Source organism: Secundilactobacillus muriivasis (genome assembly GCF_054785195.1).
In genome coordinates this window covers 34387-50396 of sequence record NZ_BAABMI010000032.1, presented here as the reverse complement: position 1 = coordinate 50396, position 16010 = coordinate 34387, and the positions used below count along the sequence as shown (strand labels likewise).

The following is a 16010-nucleotide window of genomic DNA, read 5'->3' as shown; positions in this document are numbered from 1 at the left end:
CAAAAACCGATTGAAAATGACCGCAAATCAAGCTATCATGAATTAACTTAAACCGTGCCAAAAACACGGCTTCTCCGAGGAGGTTTTGCTTTGGACTTTCAATCAGCATTACGCGCACAGGCGACCACACCAGTGCTTCAACACTTTCGCTTAGGAATCGAACGCGAAGCACAACGAATCACGCCAGACGGTGAACTCGCTCATACTGATCATCCGCATACTTTGGGTGACCGTTCATACCACCCTTTCATCCAAACCGACTTTGCGGAGTCGCAACTCGAACTCATCACGCCGGTCGCCACCAGTGTTAGCGAACTATTTGATTGGCTAAGTCTGATCCACCACGTGACCTATCAAAACCTCACGGCTAATGAACGTCTCTGGCCACTGAGCATGCCGCCCAAGTTACCAGACAATGAAACCGATATCACCATCGCCAAACTCGCCGATCCGGCTGATGTCGCCTACCGCGAAGGCTTGGCTCAGCGTTATGGTCACCGCAAACAGATGGTTTCTGGCATTCACTTTAACTTTGAATTTGCGCCAGAACTCGTCACTGCCCTGTTTGACGCGCAAACTGAAACTGCCGATTTGACCACTTTCAAGACCAAGCTCTATTTCAAAGTGACTCGAAACTACCTGCGTTATCGTTGGCTGATCACCTACCTCTTCGGGGCAACGCCAACTAGTGAATCAGGGTACTTTACCGCCAACGAACGGCCGCAAGAACCTGTTCGCAGCATCCGCAATAGTCACTTTGGCTATACGAATCACGCTGATGTCCGGGTCTCTTATCAAGACCTGCCGCACTACCTCAACGATTTAACTGACTTAGTTGCGAACGGTCAGTTGTCAAAAGAAAAGGAATTTTACGCCCCCGTTCGCTTTCGGGGTGGTCACCAAGTCAGTGACTTACACCAAAATGGCGTTCGGTACATTGAATTACGTAACCTTGACATCAACCCCTTCGCTCCCTATGGCGTCAGTCCTGACGAAATCAACTTTTTAACGACCTTCATGTTGTATCTGCTTTGGACCGATGAACAAGCGCCAGCTGACCAATGGGTGCAACAGGGCGACCAGCTCAACGAGCAAGTGGCCCTCGAAAATCCGCTAACCACAACTGCTGCTCAAGCAGAAGGTCAGCGACTATTGGCTGGCATGCGCAACATGTGTCAGCAACTTCACCTGACCGCCTGTTTACCCGCGCTCAATAACGCAGCGGCAGCCCTCGCTGATCCTCAACTCACCATTAGTGGGCAACTTTACCGTCTTAGCCAAGCAAGCACTCAAAAACAGCTGGCTATCACGCTTGCCACCCAACATGCCGCCTGGTTCAAATCAGCCCCGACTAACAATCACCTGTTAAGTCGGCTTTCCGCGCCTTTACAAGCGCTACTGTTAACCGCTATCCAACGTGGCATTAACGTCTGCTGTTTACCCACTGATGAACCGGAATTACAATGTTGTTTCAATCAGCGCACGATTTACGCTAAAACGGACGCTATTAGTACAAATCAGAAAACTTGGTCCCCCGTTAACCAACTCACCAACTCAGTGCCATTAGTTGACGCAGTGGTCACTCAACTCCACCTTTCCGAATCTGCTTAAATTAAAATGAGGAATAAATTAAAATAAAATGGCGAATGCATTTGACATTTTTCATTTTCGTGCTAGGATAGAGTCAACTTGATAAGCAATAGCGTTTATGAGGACACAGGTAGTCCCCCTTCAGCGAGTCCGGGTTGGTGAAAGCGGACAATCGACTACTAGATCACCTCAAAGCCCCTCCAGTGAACGGATAAATTTCCTAGTAACCGCAGGCGGAGTCATCCTCCGATATCAATCTGGGTCTGTGTTGGCAGATCGTAAGTGTTAGTCAGTGATGGCTAGCAAACATAAAGGTGGTAACGCATACGTGCCCTTTAGGTCAGATGGCCTAAAGGGCTTTTTTGCTTTCAAAATACATACTATAAGGAAGTCGTTAATTATGAAGTTTACAGTTGTTGGAGCAGGTGCCATGGGGTTACGTTACGGAGTTTTGTTGCAGGATGCTGGGAATGAAGTCGATTTCGTTGATGGTTGGGAACCAAACGTTGAAAAGATGCACGAACAAGGTGGCGTCTACGTGTCACGTGATCACGAAGATAAGCACCTCGTTCCGGTGAACGTCTATTACCCAGAAGACTACAAGGGCGATCCAGACTGCTACATCTTCTTCTTGAAGCAAATGCAATTGGCTGACATGTTAAAGCGCTGCGCACACTTCTTCAAACCAAATCAATACGCCTTCACCTGCATGAACGGGATGGGCCACGTTGAAAAGCTCCTCCAGTATTTCAAACCCGAAAAAGTTATCGCTGGGACTGCATTGGTTGCCACCGTTTTGAACGGGCCTGCTGACGTTGACTTTATCGGCAAGCGTGGCGCCGGGACCATGAACCTCGCCAACTACACCGAAAAGCCTGACGACTTCACTCACCGCTTAGTCGCTGAATTGGATAAGGCCCAATTCCATCCAAACTTGACGACTAACTTCCGTGGCACGTTACTCGCCAAAGTCGTCTTCAACTCCGTGGTGAACACTCTTTGCACCATGTTTGAAATGACCATGGGTGAATTTGCCGATTACGAAGGCGCCGATGAGATGAGTCGTCAGTTGATCGATGAAGCCTACGACGTTTGTGAACGCGACGGCATCCAGATGATCAACACCCGTCAAGAAGAGTTGGACAGCGTCAACTACGTCTCAAAAGTGGCCAACCCACTCCACTACCCTTCAATGTACCAAGACATGCATAACTACCGGCCAACCGAAGTTGATTACATCAACGGTTACCTGGTTAAATTAGGTCAAAAGCACAACTACAACGCCAAGACCCACGCCTTCCTGACTCACGAAGTTCACTTAGCTGAACGCGGGAAGCAACGTGAATTACAACAAATGCAATCACAAGCGGTTGCTGCGCGGTAAAGCAATAATTTGAAAGTCACCTGATTCAGTCATTGGACCGAATCAGGTGACTTTTTTGCTTTAGATTAAAGACTAACTGATCCTATTACAATCTTGTGCCGCTCCCCTCAAAGCCAGCCAATTCCGGTCATAAGCTTATCTTTTTTTGCGCCCGTTCTTCATTCTCACCCAACCATAACCCAAATTTGCGCGACTCCTACTAATTCGTTGCAAGTCCAGCCAAAAGAGTGCAAACTGAAAGCGTTATCAATAATTAAGCTGGAGGTCTCTCACAATGGCTCTGACAGAGTTACTTAATATTAAATACCCCATTATCCAAGGCTCCATGGCCGCCATTTCAAAACACGAACTGGTTGCCGCCGTTAGCAACGCTGGTGGCCTTGGCGTTTTGACTTCGGTTGGGTTTACCCCCGATTCACTTCGCCAAGAACTCGGCGAACTCCGTTATTTAACTAAAAAGCCGTTCGGGGTCAACTTGATGTTACAACAACCCAACATCAACGATCTGCTCCCCGTTTTAATTACCAACCATGTCCCAGTTGTCTTCACTGGCGCTGGAACGCCCGCACCCTTTATGGACAGTTTGCTCAACGCTGGGATCAAAGTCATTCCGGTGATTCCAAACGTTAAAATTGCGCAAAAGATGGCCGAAATTGGCGCAACTGCCGTAGTTGCCGAAGGAATGGAATCCGGTGGCCACATCGGCACCGAAACCACCATGACGCTGGTGCCACAAGTCGTTAATGCCGTCAATATTCCAGTTATCGCTGGTGGCGGGATCGCCAACGGCCAAACGATTGCGGCCGCCTTGGCAATGGGCGCTGCTGGGGTTCAAATGGGCACCGTTTTCCTAGCTGCTGAAGAAACGCCAATCAGCGATTACTACAAGAAGTTGATTGTTGCCGCCAAGGATACTGATACGACGGTCACTGGCAGTGGCGCTAACCGGGTTCGGAGTTTAAAGACCCCAATGATTGAAAAAGTTCTCGAACTCACCCAGCAACACGCTGAACCTGAAAAAATTGCCGCCCTCACTGATCATTCGTTGGCGAAGGCCATTGACGGTGACGTTGTGAACGGTAGCTTCATGGCCGGTCAAATCGTGGGTGTTGTGGACGCTATCAAGCCTGCTGCCCAAATCGTGGAGGAACTTTGGCGCGATGCCATGATTGAATTAACGACAACTAGTCGCACTTGGTTGCCGTAATCTGGTATACTGGTTGCATTCATTTATAAAGAGGAGCAACCAACATGATTAAACAAATTAACCACAGCCAAGCATTTTTATCGAAGAAAAGTGTTAAGGCAACTAAGATGGACGGCGCCGTGGTCACTGACTTGATGGACACCTTGAAAGCTAACACTGCCCGTTGTGTCGGCATGGCTGCTAACATGATCGGTAGCAACAAGCGAATCATCGTGGTTCAAATGGGCATGTTGTCGATTCCGATGATCAACCCTGAGATCACTAAGAAGAGCGGTCCCTACCAAGCAACTGAAGGCTGCCTATCCTTAGAAGGTCAACGTGAAACGACCCGTTACAAGAAGATCGAACTGCACTACTTGGATCAAAACTTCAAACCACATACGCAGGAGTTTAGCGACTTCACGGCACAGATCGTGCAGCATGAAGTGGATCATTGTGATGGGGTGTTGATTTAGAGTAGAGTGTGGAACAAAACGGGTTGAAAGCGGAGCCTAAGTTACTCTCGACAGAAAGTCGTGGGTTTCGGCTTTGTGTCGGGAGTAGCTTAGGTGCAGCTTTCAGTTTTGTGGAACACGTTTCGGCTCGAGGACAGCAACGTACCTCCGCTAAACAACTTATTTAATCTCAAAACACCCAAAGACACCATGAAAGAATTCCTAATTGTAGGACTTCTTCATGGTGTCTTTTCCTTTTCATGCAGTCGTGTTAGTCAACAGTGCTTTCCTGTCCTCGAGCCGAAACGTGCTCCACGGGGCAGAGACTTGCACATAGCGCACTTCCACCAAAACCCCCAAAGCCCGGGAGTTCTGGTGAAAGTGCGCTATGCTCCAGTCTCTAACCGCCCCGTTCCACACTCTTAATCAAACACATCATAATCATCCGACTCATCCGACGAATGAAATTCCGCCAACTTCGCCTTCAACGGCGCCTCATCCGGTTCGCGGTACACTGGCCACTGGCCCAATAGCCGGATTTCATCCAATTCAACTTCATTTTCAATCTCAAACTCATCCCGAAGCGTCTTTTCCAACGCCCGCACGAAGTCGTCAATTTTCTGTAACGCATCGTAATCGCGATCGGCTACCGCTTCATTTTGGAAGTAGTTTTCGTAGCCCGTTAAAAACTGGCGGATGACTTGATGAAATTTTTGCTCATAAGCTGCCGAAAACTGAAGGTTGCCCTTCGCATCTTCGATAAAATGCGGTGTCTCGGCAACAAACCGCAACCGCAAGAACGGTTGAATCCGTGTCCCCTTCACCACGTTTGCTTGAAGTGTCTGACTGTCACCAAATACACTAACTTCCTTATAAACTGCAGAAATTGCCATAAATGAGAACCTCCTTGTAATCGGGTATCGCACGTTGCGCAATCTTAGCGGTCTAAGGTGCATCCGTTGTCCGGTTTGAACAGCAGAACCTCAATATAACTTTTAGTCACCAAATAACCCCGTTTAAGCAACCTTGTGACCGCTTTCACGTTTCTAACTTTATTATAGCACGACCTAAAAAAGCGTTCAGCCCAAATCTCCGGACTGAACGCTCATTTATCGTTAATTAGTTAATTTTACGCTTTGGATTTAAGAGGTTCATTGGGTCAAACAACGCCTTGATCTGATGTTGAATCTGATCAACATCCTCACCAAGTTCTTCGTTGTTCCACTGATTCTTCAGCATCCCAACGGCGTGTTCACCAGAAATCGTGCCACCTAGGTCTAGCGTCTTATGGAACATAAATTGTAGCGCCTCAATAACGGCCTGTGGCGTTTCGGTTTGTTCCTTTGGCCAAACGATCGTTGGGTGGACGTTCCCGTCACCAGCATGACCGGCAACGTAGATCTTCAAGTTTAACCGTTCGCCAATATCATGAATGTAATCCATCATTGGTGCCAGCTTAGAGAGTGGCATTGCCATGTCTTCCATGATGTGGTTTTGACCTGCAAAGACAGCGGGCAACATGTCACGGCGCAGTTTCTCCAACCCCGCCTGTTCCTTGGCATCCGTTGTGATCTTCACGTTAGCGGCCCCATGCTTGTCCATCAGTTCTTCAAGCTTATTGACCACTTCCGGAATTCGGTTATCGACCTTAAAGATTAGCATGGCATCACTGTTTTCACTAAAATGCGTGCCTTCATACCGGTCCAACGCCGTAATGGTGTTGCTATCCAGCGCTTCAAGCATCGTTGGGTAAACCCCAGAGATCCGAATTTCAGCAACGGCTTCAGCTAGCTTGGTCATGTTGTCAAAGAAGGCCACCCCCATCGTTGGTTCGCCGATTGGAATTGGCATCAACTTCACCGTAATTTCGGTAATAATGCCAAGCGTGCCTTCGGAACCAACAAACAACTGGGTTAAGTCGTAGCCAAAGGCCTGCTTCAACGTCCGACCACCGAGTTTGATCTCGCGACCGTCAGCTAAAACAACCTTCAAGCCCAACACGTTGTCCTTAGTGGCACCGTATTTAACGGTACTCATCCCACCAGCGTTCGTGGCAACATTTCCACCAATGCCTGAAAATGGCTTGGAACCTGGATCTGGTGCGTAGAATAGACCCTCTTTACGAGCCGCTTCATCCAAATCCCCGTTCACAACGCCTGGTTGCACAACGGCAACGGAATCTGCCCGGCTAATTTCAACAATTTGGTTCATCCGCTTAGTTGACAGGATAAAACTACCTTCAAAACCATCGGCCCCAGCCACAGTACTTGTAAACTGATCTTGTGGAATAACCGAAATGTGGAACTTACGCGCAGCCTTCATAACCCCCTGAATATCTGCCGTTGACCCCGCTTCGATGTAAGCCAACGCCAAGCCACTGCTATCATCACTTAAATGTGGGCTAAACGATTGCGCCTCCAGGGTTTTAGTATCAGTAAACACCTGACCATCGCGGACCTGGGCCCGTAAGAAATCTAAAATCTGTTCGTCACTAAACGCACGAAACACTGTCATCTACTATCAGTCCTTTCAAATTAACGCCTACGTACTTACACATTATAGCGCGCCAACCCACGCGAATCACACGATAAGTTTTCGCCACGCCATCTTTTTCATTTTCATTAAGTTCGTTAAGCCTCGTTTAAGTTGCTGATGGTTTACTGTAACAGTTACCTTATTTTGAAATACAATTGAAACCTACTGAACCATTATCAAATTGACCTAAGGAGTTCTTCCATGCAAAATCAGTATCCGAAACACGCTAACCAACGCCCCCGCCGTTCCCGAGTTAAAGTCTTTTTCGCATGGGTGTTCTTCCTCATCCTCGCGGTGGGTGGCGCTAGCGCAACGTACATGTACGTGCAAACCAAAAATAGTCTGGATAAAACCTATTCAGCCGTTAATCAAACGCATAAAACCACAATAACTAGTACCAAACCCATCAGCATTTTACTGCTGGGGACAGATACCGGCGCATTTGGGCGAACCGATACTGGTCGCTCAGATACCATGATCGTCGTCACCATCAATCCTAAGACGCAAAAAACGACCATGACCAGCATTCCGCGGGATACCCTCGCCAAGATATCAGCTACCAGCAGCAGTTCGTCCAGCACCCAAAAAATCAACGCTGCGTACACCGTTGGCGGCGCGGGTACTGCAATGAAAACCGTTGAAAAGCTCTTAAACATTCCCATCAACTACTACGTTACGATCAATATGGGTGGCTTACGTAAAATCGTGAACGCGTTGGGTGGTATCGACGTCACCGTGCCATTCTCGTGGACGGACTCGCACACCCACATGTCCTTCAAAAAAGGCAAGGCGCATTTGAACGGTAAGCAAGCACTAGCCTTCGCCCGGATGCGTTACGAAGATCCCAACGGTGACTACGGCCGTCAAAAGCGGCAACAACAAGTCATTCAGGCCATCATTAAAAAGGTCAATGCCAAGAAATCAGTCAGCCTCTATAAAAAACTACTGAAGTTAGTTTCTAATAACATGCGCACCAACCTCTCCTTCAGCGATATGTTGAAGCTGGCGACCGATGATCAAGCCGCTACTAAGAACATCAAGAAATATACGCTTCAAGGTGTCGGGGTCTACATCAACGAAGAATCCTACCAAGTACCAACGACCAAGGAACTTCAAAAAGTCTCCAACCAACTCCGTAGTGAACTCGGACTCGCCCAAGAAACCCTCAGCAACACCAACACAAAGTTAAATAAACTCAATACCGCCGCCGGTTTCGACTGGTCTGGCGATAATCCAACCTATACGCTGTACACGAGCGATTCAACGTCAACTGATACCACAACGACCACTACTGAAGCTGGTGGTTACAATACAACTGGTACGACAACCGGCGCCGGTACCGGTGGGCCAAGTGCTCAGCCAATGCAGTAAGCAAAACGGACTTAGCAGATTGCTAGGTCCGTTTTTGGGCTGTCGCTTGTGTCCAGCGTAAGTGTTGGGTGCGATTTGGGTGTCGGCTGTTTGTCATCGCTTCGCCCGCCAAAGCCGCACGAAAACCGGCGCTCTCAGGCTACAAAATTCGGCGCCACTTAAACTGTTATTTTCAGGGTTCCTGAAGTTGTAGAAACTTGTCAACTACGTGCTTTCTGGCCACCACGCCGAATGGTGCTGCGCGAGACAGAGAGCTGCATGTAGGGGCACTTCGATAAAACCGCCAGGGCCGGGCGCTTTCACCGAAGTGCCCCTACACACCGCTCTCAACCCGTCTCGCTCCGCACACTGTCACTGGACACAAACGACAACAAAAAAGCGCAACCGTCACTCGACAGTTGCGCTTTTATCATTAACGATTTCGAAGTTGACTGTGCCAAACGCCATAACTAGCGTACAAGATTACGCCAAGTGCAAACCAGATCAATGACACGATCCAAGTTTCAGCCGGCAATTGGATCAACATCCAGATGCACAGACCGGCAGAGATGATTGGCAATACTGGGTACAGTGGAACTTTGAAGCCTTTGTTTTCAATGTCTTTGCGTTTCCGAAGTGGTAAGACCCCAATCGACATCATGGTGAAGGCGATCAACGTCCCGATGTTAACTAATTGCGTTAACCGATCGAGGGAAACTAACCCACCCATGATGGCAATGACAATGGTAACGGCAGCTAAACTGTGACTTGGTACTTGGTGCTTAGCTTCAACTTTACCAAGGCCCTTTGGTAACAACCCGTCCCGGCCAATTGAGTAAATCAACCGTGATGAACTGTAAATCATGGAAAGCATCATCGTGAACATCCCGGCTAAGGCCCCGATTGAAATGATACCGGCAACCCAGTTTTGGTTAACTAACTGTAAAGCATACGAAACTGGGGCAGCCACGTTTAACTTGGTGTAAGAAACCATTCCAGTCAATACTGCGGCCACGGCCATGTAAAGCAAGGTACAAATAATCAACGTACCGATAATCCCAATTGGCATGTTCTTGCGAGGATTTTTCACTTCAGCGGCTGAAGCTGACACACAATCAAATCCAAGGTAAGCGTAGAACACCAATGAAGCGCCACGCATGATACCGTGTGAGCCGTATGGGGCAAATGGTGACCAGTTGCTTGGCTTAACGTAGAACATCCCCACAACAACGAACAATAGAATAATGACAATTTTAGCAACAACGATAATATTGTTGATCCGTGTTGACGTCTTAACCCCTTGCGTTAACAGTAAGGCAATCGCTAAAACGATCACGATCGCAAAAATGTTGATATAAGTACCGTGAGCTGGGTCAAAACTCCCCGTAATTGCCTTAGGCACCGTGATCCCCATGCCCTTTAAGAACGATACTAGGTAAGCCGACCAACCCGTTGAAACGGCGGCCACCGACAACATGTATTCCAAAATCAAAGCCCAACCAATGACCCAGCCAATGAATTCGCCGAAGACGATGTTGCCGTATGAATACGCGCTCCCAGCAACTGGTAAGGCTGATGAGAACTCCGCGTAACACATTGCGGCCGTTGCACAAACCAACGCTGCCATCACGAAGGACATCACGATGCCAGGGCCACTGTACAACGCAGCAACCGTCCCGGGTAAGATAAAGATCCCGGTTCCGATAACCGTCCCAACCCCGAGTAACAGTAAGTCCTTTGCGTCCATCGTCTTCGTCAACCGACTATCCTTATCCAAGTAGCGGTCAAGTGTTTCTTTCTTGGTCAGTCGCCCGACCAACCGGTTAATTGCCGTATTTTCCATAATTATTTCTTCCTTCCCCATATCTCATACATTATTTTCAGAAAATAAAAACGCACCGGGGAATAGTCCACCGGTGCGTTTATTCACCGGAAAGACAGCCGAAGCGTTCCGCCTAGCCATCTTTCCAATCAGTTAAGAGTCTACCATGTCAAAAGGCAACTTCTCTAACTTACTGGTCGATCGCCAGGCTTGTTAAAGAAGAAGCTAAATCGCTGCGTTACATTACTGTGATTTTGAATTGACATTGTCAGCACTCCCTCGTTTTTTGTTGTTGCCTATTATAAAGGATTTATTAAGAGTTTGTCAACATTCAAATTTTATTTTAATTTTTAGCCGACAGTTAACGTCCGACTTGTTCCACGGTTGGCAGTTGTTCTGGCGCTCGACGACCACGTTGTAATAAATAAATCGCCACCACAACCAAAACGGCGCCTAACGCTTCCACCCAACTTAATTGCAGGCCCAAGAAGAGGACGCTTAACACAAAGGTCACCACCGGTTGCGCGGCGTCTAAGATACTAATCACATCCGACGGCGCAAATTGGGCACTGTACAGCAATAAACAGAACGGTAAAATCGTTCCAACGATGATCACTGTCCCCATTGAGGCTACCAAACTTAACGTCACTTGGGGAGCATCGTGCCAAACTGGTCGGTAACTATTAAACAGCACGCCGGCAATCAACGTGCCCCAACCGAGGATCACAATTGGCGAAACCCCTGCTTTAACGATTGCTCGGGGTAATACCACGTAAAGGGCTGCGGTCAAACCAGAACCAATGCCCCACAATAGTGCGTTCATCGGAATCGCGAGTTGTGACACATCGCCCTTAGTAATTGCCAAAAACACGCCCAATGCCGACACGATAAACGCAATCAAGTCGCTACGTAGCGGCCATTCTCGTTTAAACAACAAACTACCGATCACGATAAATAACGGGCTCAAATACTGAAGAATCGTGGCAGCTGCCGCGGTCCCGGTCTGAACTGACAGATAAAACGTCATTAAGTTCGCCATCAAACCGAAAACGGCGTAGGCAACTAGCCAACCAATCAGGCGCGGTTGTCGAAACAGTGCAAAAGTTGCGCCCCGTTCCTTAATGAGCGCCACCCCAATCAGGATCACGCCGGCGCCCAGCGTTCGGGCTGATAAGAACCAATCTGCCGGTAACTGCTGGTCTTGAGAAATAAACTGTAACACGGTGCCAGAGATGCCCCACATGGCGCTGGCAATCAACGCTAAAAAGATCCCCTTGGTAATCTGGTTTGTCCGCATACTAATAACGACTCCTTATGCTCTAAATTAGGTATCAGTTTAACAAGCAATCGTGAAATCCCCGTGGAAATCACGGGAAAACTTTCTCATAACTAGAACATTAGTTTAGGATGGTATCATTTTTATCGTTTAATCCCCCTAACGAGGTCGTCATCGTTGACGCCTTAATCAAATTCAGGTACGATACAGTTTCTAGAAACAATTCGATTAAAGGCAGCACGTTAATGTAAGCGCATTCAAAAAGGCGCTACTAACCTGACCAACAGGAGGAATTCTCTATGTCAGATACACCAAAGCGTAACGTCAGTACCGTTAGTTTGATTTCACTTGGTGCTGGCGGCACTATCGGTAGCGGTTGGATCTATACCAACAGTCAGTTCTTTGCGGACTACGGTGCTGGAGGTGAAATTTTTGGGCTAGCGTTAGCCATGTGTCTTGCAATCATGGCATCCCTGTCTTTCGCAGAACTCGCAACTTTGTTTGTTCGTTCGGGCGGCGAAGTCGTATTTGGCTACGTGGCATTTGGTAAACGCGGCGCCCTCTTTGCCGCTTGGACGTTAATGGGCGGCTACTTAAGCGCGCTAGGCTTCTACGTGACCGCGTCTAGCATCCTGATTGCCCAACTATTTCCCGCCATCGGTAATGGCCCCGGATACACCTTCGCAGGCGTTCGGGTATCCTACTTCGAACTCGGACTGGGAATCCTCATCACGCTGATTATTTTCAGCATTACCTACCGGGGCGCCAAACTTACGGGAAATATTCAAAGCGTGATGATGGTGGGACTGGTTATTTTAGGACTCGTTTTAATGGTGGTCGGTTTTACTCGCGGCTCTAGTCATAACTTCTGGCCGGCGTTCGCTACTCACCAACAACCGGCACCCGCCATCATCCGTTTTGTGCTCCCTGCCATGACATTTTTAACGGGCTGGGAATCAGTCGCTACCATGGCTGAGGAAGCTCGCATGCCCGCTCGAAAAATCGGGCTGATCGTGATTGCTTCGATCGTTGTTGCGGCCACCTATTACATCGGCGTTCTGCTGTCGTCCGCTTGGATCTGGCCGTGGCAGCAAACTGCTAAATTCAGCATGGGCACCATCGACGCCTTTAAGGCGGCTGGTTACCCAATTCTCGGCACCGTGGCGTTTACGATTGCCGTACTGGGCTTACTCACCAGCTTCTTGAACCTCTTTTCCGCATCATCTCGGCTCCTCTTTTCATTAGCCCGAGGCCACATGTTACCGAAACCGTTAGCGAAGTTACATCCTAAATACGGGACGCCAACGAACGCCCTCTGGCTGGTGTTGGTCCTCGTTTTAGGCATCGGCTGGCTCGGTAAGGGTGCGTTGGTGTACTTCCTAGATATGGGTGGCTTCTTGATCGCCCTAGCTTGGGCCTTTAGTGCCCTGTGCCTAATTCAAACCCGACGTCTCTACCCCACACTCACCGGTGGTTTCCGAAATAAAACCTTATTATGGCCAACGCTGGGCGGTATCGCGGCCCTTGCCATTGCCATTATTACGTTAGTTCCCGGTACCGCCGTATCCCTCGTTTGGCCGTATGAGTACCTGATTCTGGGGCTCTGGGCGTTGCTTGGACTGGCTGGCTACGTTTGGTCACGCCACCACGTTGTGACCGCTGACGAGTTACTAGGCACCAAAATTATGGCTGATTTGCAGGCTAACGAGCGGCAGATTGCGGATTAACGATGGCAGTAGTCAAAATGGTCGAAAAAAAGTTCATATAAGTAAAAGCACTCGCAGATTCCAAAATCAGGAATCTGCGAGTGCTTTTATACTCCGTTTTTAGTCCGCGCTCTTGACTTACTTTCGGTAATAATAAATATAATGCAATTTATCATGGTTCGTCACATCGAACCAGTAACTTCTCAATGCTTTTTTACCATTATGTTTAACGGGTTTGAGATGTTCTGGCATATCCCCATGTGCGATACCCACTCGATAATACCCCGCCTTAGTTTTGTAGATGCCTAAACGATTGTTTTTGGGCCCCTTCATCGAGAGTGTTTGCCCCTGCTGCTTCCAGACATATTTAGTAAACGTAAAACCAACTTTCGGATAGCCGTCCGACTTCCAGTACGTTGTGTACCATGACCCGCGTAACGCTGTCGGTACCGTTTTATAATAGTTTGCTTTAGCGTTAACTGCCTGTCCCCCAACGTTCACGCCAACAAGTGTTGCGATAACAATAACCCCTATAACTAACAAACGGTGCACTTTTTTCTCCACAACTAACATCCCCTACCCTTTCAGATGAAACGAGTATACCATAGGTACCAATTATTAAACTATTAATTCTAACCAAACAAAAAGCCACTCCGATACCGAGGTGGCTTTTATTCATTGTTCAACTATATTGATACCGAACCATTCTTCCATAGTTATTATACCATACCCCCAAACCCAAAAATAGACTACCACTTTTCCCTCAACCTGCTACACTGGGACTACTGTCAATTTTGCTATTACGCCCCACAAAGGAGACCTGCCGATGGATGAACAGACGCGTTTGACCCAGACATACAACTACTTAGGCACCGAAATCACCAGACTCACAACGGTAATTCAAGACCTCGAGAAAGCTGCCAAACAGACTAAAATCGACTTAGCCCACGATACGCGGTTGAATCTCAATTCCTACACGGATACGCTGGACACCTTTGCCAACATCGAAAGCGGCAACCGTCAAATCGATACCTTAAATGCAAAAGTCGACATTGCCCATTCCAACCGTGATAAAGCCACGTTGCTTCAACCGCAGGCCTACTTTGCGCGAGTTGATCTGGCATTTCCGGATGAAGCACCTGAGGCATTTTATATCGGCAAAGTTGGCTACCTTGACTCGGATGGCGATAATCTGATCTACGATTGGCGAACCCCCGTTGCGGATACCTATTACGCGAACCAGCAGGGTGCAACCAGCTATCTGGCACACGGCCGCGAAATTCACGTTGACCTTTCCTTGCGGCGTCAATTAGTCGTTGATCATGACCACCTCACCGCCTACTTTGACAATCAGGGTGCCCTCAACGACCCGGTTCTCCTCAACATCTTGGCGGCAGATCACGCTGGTGGCCTTCAAGACATTACGACTACGATTCAAGCCGAGCAAAACGACATTATCCGAAATACAACTGCCAACGTGCTCATCGTGGACGGCGTTGCCGGCAGTGGCAAAACGTCCGTCTTATTACAGCGAATCGCTTATCTGCGCTACATTTACCGCGAACAGTGGACCGCCGCTGATTTCTTACTGTTAACACCGAGTCCGGTGTTTGCCCAATATATCAAGGACGTTCTCCCCGCCCTCGGCGAAACCAATCCCATGGCCACGACCCTCGACCACTTTCTCGCTCAGTTAGGGCACTACTTCGGCCTTACGATTACCTCGACCAGTCAACAAAATCACCACTTAACTGAGCTTGATCACGCGTTGGATCAAGTTGACTTTAATCTAAGCATGCCCGGCTATGCACAAACGCCCACTGATCAATCGGTCCGTCAGCGTCTACGCCTTGTTTGGCGAAAACTAGTTGCAACTGATCAACAGCCCGAGGCCTTTAACGATTGGCTCGACTGGCATCAGATACAAGTCGAGCTTGGCCTTGCAGCACCACTGACTGACTACCAACAACTGTACCTCCTCCTACAGATAACCAACTACCATCAAGATGCGGTCAAGGCGCTGTTCGTCGATGAAGCGCAGGACTATACGGCCGATCAACTGCTATTCATCCGCCAGTTATTTAACCACGCTCACATCACCTTGGTGGGCGATCATAATCAAGTACTCAGCACCACTGGCAACGACTACGCCCAATTAGCGTCATTTTTCGAAGCACCTAAGCGGGTCGTTACGCGACTACGGCTACTCACCAGTTACCGGGCGACTGGCGCTATTACCCGGTATTTTGGTCAATTCGGACAAACCCACAACGCCTCTTTGATCAAACCAGTTCAACCCGATGGCGCAACGCCCGTAACGTTGCCTGAACTAAGTACTGATGCTTTAATTGCCCAGTTAACAAGCTATCAAGCTCAGGGTGGCTCGGTTGCCATCATTACGCCAACGACTGCTGAGGCGCAAGCGCTTTATGACCATCTGACAAGCCAAAACTTCACCGACTGTACACTTGTCACTGACACCTCACGAACGGTGACCGAGGCCACCGTTCAATGCTTACCGCTTAAAATTGCGAAGGGCCTCGAATTTGATCATGTGCTGCTAAGCCACTTTAACGCCCCTGAGTATCAAGTGCCCATTTACGGTGACCATCGCCGTTACGTGGCAGCTTCCCGAGCTACTCAGACATTGTTAGTGGTTGAAGCGCAACTATAAACTAAAAAAAGTCGTGAATCCTAACCAGATTC

At 48.5% G+C, this 16010-nt stretch carries 12 protein-coding genes; 7 read left to right on the top strand and 5 right to left on the bottom strand.

All coding sequences use genetic code 11. The features are described from left to right. Window positions 1-90: 90 nt before the first annotated feature. The 4 genes from gshAB to ACYVR3_RS08510 all read left to right on the top strand — a co-directional run bounded on the left by gshAB (window position 91) and on the right by ACYVR3_RS08510 (window position 4636). On the top strand, window positions 91-1611 hold the full coding sequence (gshAB, locus tag ACYVR3_RS08525; RefSeq protein ID WP_461243903.1) for a bifunctional glutamate--cysteine ligase GshA/glutathione synthetase GshB: 1521 nt from the start codon (window positions 91-93) through the stop codon (window positions 1609-1611). Window positions 1612-1990: 379 nt separating this feature from the next. Next, window positions 1991-2974, top strand: a complete 984-nt coding sequence (locus tag ACYVR3_RS08520) for a ketopantoate reductase family protein (RefSeq protein WP_461243902.1) — start codon at window positions 1991-1993, stop codon at window positions 2972-2974. 274 nt (window positions 2975-3248) lie between these two features. After that, complete coding sequence (locus tag ACYVR3_RS08515; RefSeq protein WP_461243901.1) at window positions 3249-4181, top strand: NAD(P)H-dependent flavin oxidoreductase; 933 nt, start codon at window positions 3249-3251, stop codon at window positions 4179-4181. Between the two features lie 44 nt (window positions 4182-4225). Further along, window positions 4226-4636 carry a peptide deformylase gene (locus tag ACYVR3_RS08510; protein WP_054737420.1) on the top strand — a complete coding sequence of 137 codons (411 nt, stop codon included), beginning with the start codon at window positions 4226-4228 and terminating at the stop codon, window positions 4634-4636. 401 nt (window positions 4637-5037) lie between these two features. Here ACYVR3_RS08510 and ACYVR3_RS08505 read toward each other — a convergent pair whose 3' ends face one another. Further along, on the bottom strand, window positions 5038-5508 hold the full coding sequence (locus ACYVR3_RS08505) for a hypothetical protein (RefSeq protein ID WP_054737419.1): 471 nt from the start codon (window positions 5506-5508) through the stop codon (window positions 5038-5040). 226 nt (window positions 5509-5734) lie between these two features. Further along, on the bottom strand, window positions 5735-7129 hold the full coding sequence (locus tag ACYVR3_RS08500; RefSeq protein WP_461243900.1) for an FAD-binding oxidoreductase: 1395 nt from the start codon (window positions 7127-7129) through the stop codon (window positions 5735-5737). A gap of 222 nt (window positions 7130-7351) precedes the next feature. Between ACYVR3_RS08500 and ACYVR3_RS08495 the strand changes: the two genes are divergently transcribed. Next, window positions 7352-8521: an LCP family protein gene (locus ACYVR3_RS08495; protein ID WP_461243899.1), complete on the top strand. Its 1170-nt coding sequence runs from the start codon at window positions 7352-7354 to the stop codon at window positions 8519-8521. A 412-nt stretch (window positions 8522-8933) separates the two neighbouring features. On the opposite strand, the gene ACYVR3_RS08490 is transcribed toward ACYVR3_RS08495, so the two are convergent. Beyond that, on the bottom strand, window positions 8934-10343 hold the full coding sequence (locus ACYVR3_RS08490; protein ID WP_054733257.1) for an APC family permease: 1410 nt from the start codon (window positions 10341-10343) through the stop codon (window positions 8934-8936). 340 nt (window positions 10344-10683) lie between these two features. Continuing rightward, the gene (locus tag ACYVR3_RS08485; protein WP_461243898.1) at window positions 10684-11619 is read right to left on the bottom strand and encodes a DMT family transporter; all 936 of its coding nucleotides are present in this window, start codon (window positions 11617-11619) and stop codon (window positions 10684-10686) included. 278 nt (window positions 11620-11897) lie between these two features. Here ACYVR3_RS08485 and ACYVR3_RS08480 point away from each other — a divergent pair, with 278 nt between their 5' ends. Beyond that, window positions 11898-13325 carry an APC family permease gene (locus tag ACYVR3_RS08480; protein WP_461243897.1) on the top strand — a complete coding sequence of 476 codons (1428 nt, stop codon included), beginning with the start codon at window positions 11898-11900 and terminating at the stop codon, window positions 13323-13325. Between the two features lie 117 nt (window positions 13326-13442). On the opposite strand, the gene ACYVR3_RS08475 is transcribed toward ACYVR3_RS08480, so the two are convergent. Then, the gene (locus ACYVR3_RS08475) at window positions 13443-13868 is read right to left on the bottom strand and encodes a hypothetical protein (protein WP_300562989.1); all 426 of its coding nucleotides are present in this window, start codon (window positions 13866-13868) and stop codon (window positions 13443-13445) included. 262 nt (window positions 13869-14130) lie between these two features. Between ACYVR3_RS08475 and ACYVR3_RS08470 the strand changes: the two genes are divergently transcribed. Next, window positions 14131-15978 (top strand): AAA family ATPase, encoded by a 1848-nt coding sequence (locus tag ACYVR3_RS08470; protein ID WP_461243896.1) that lies wholly within the window; start codon window positions 14131-14133, stop codon window positions 15976-15978. Window positions 15979-16010 lie beyond the last annotated feature (32 nt).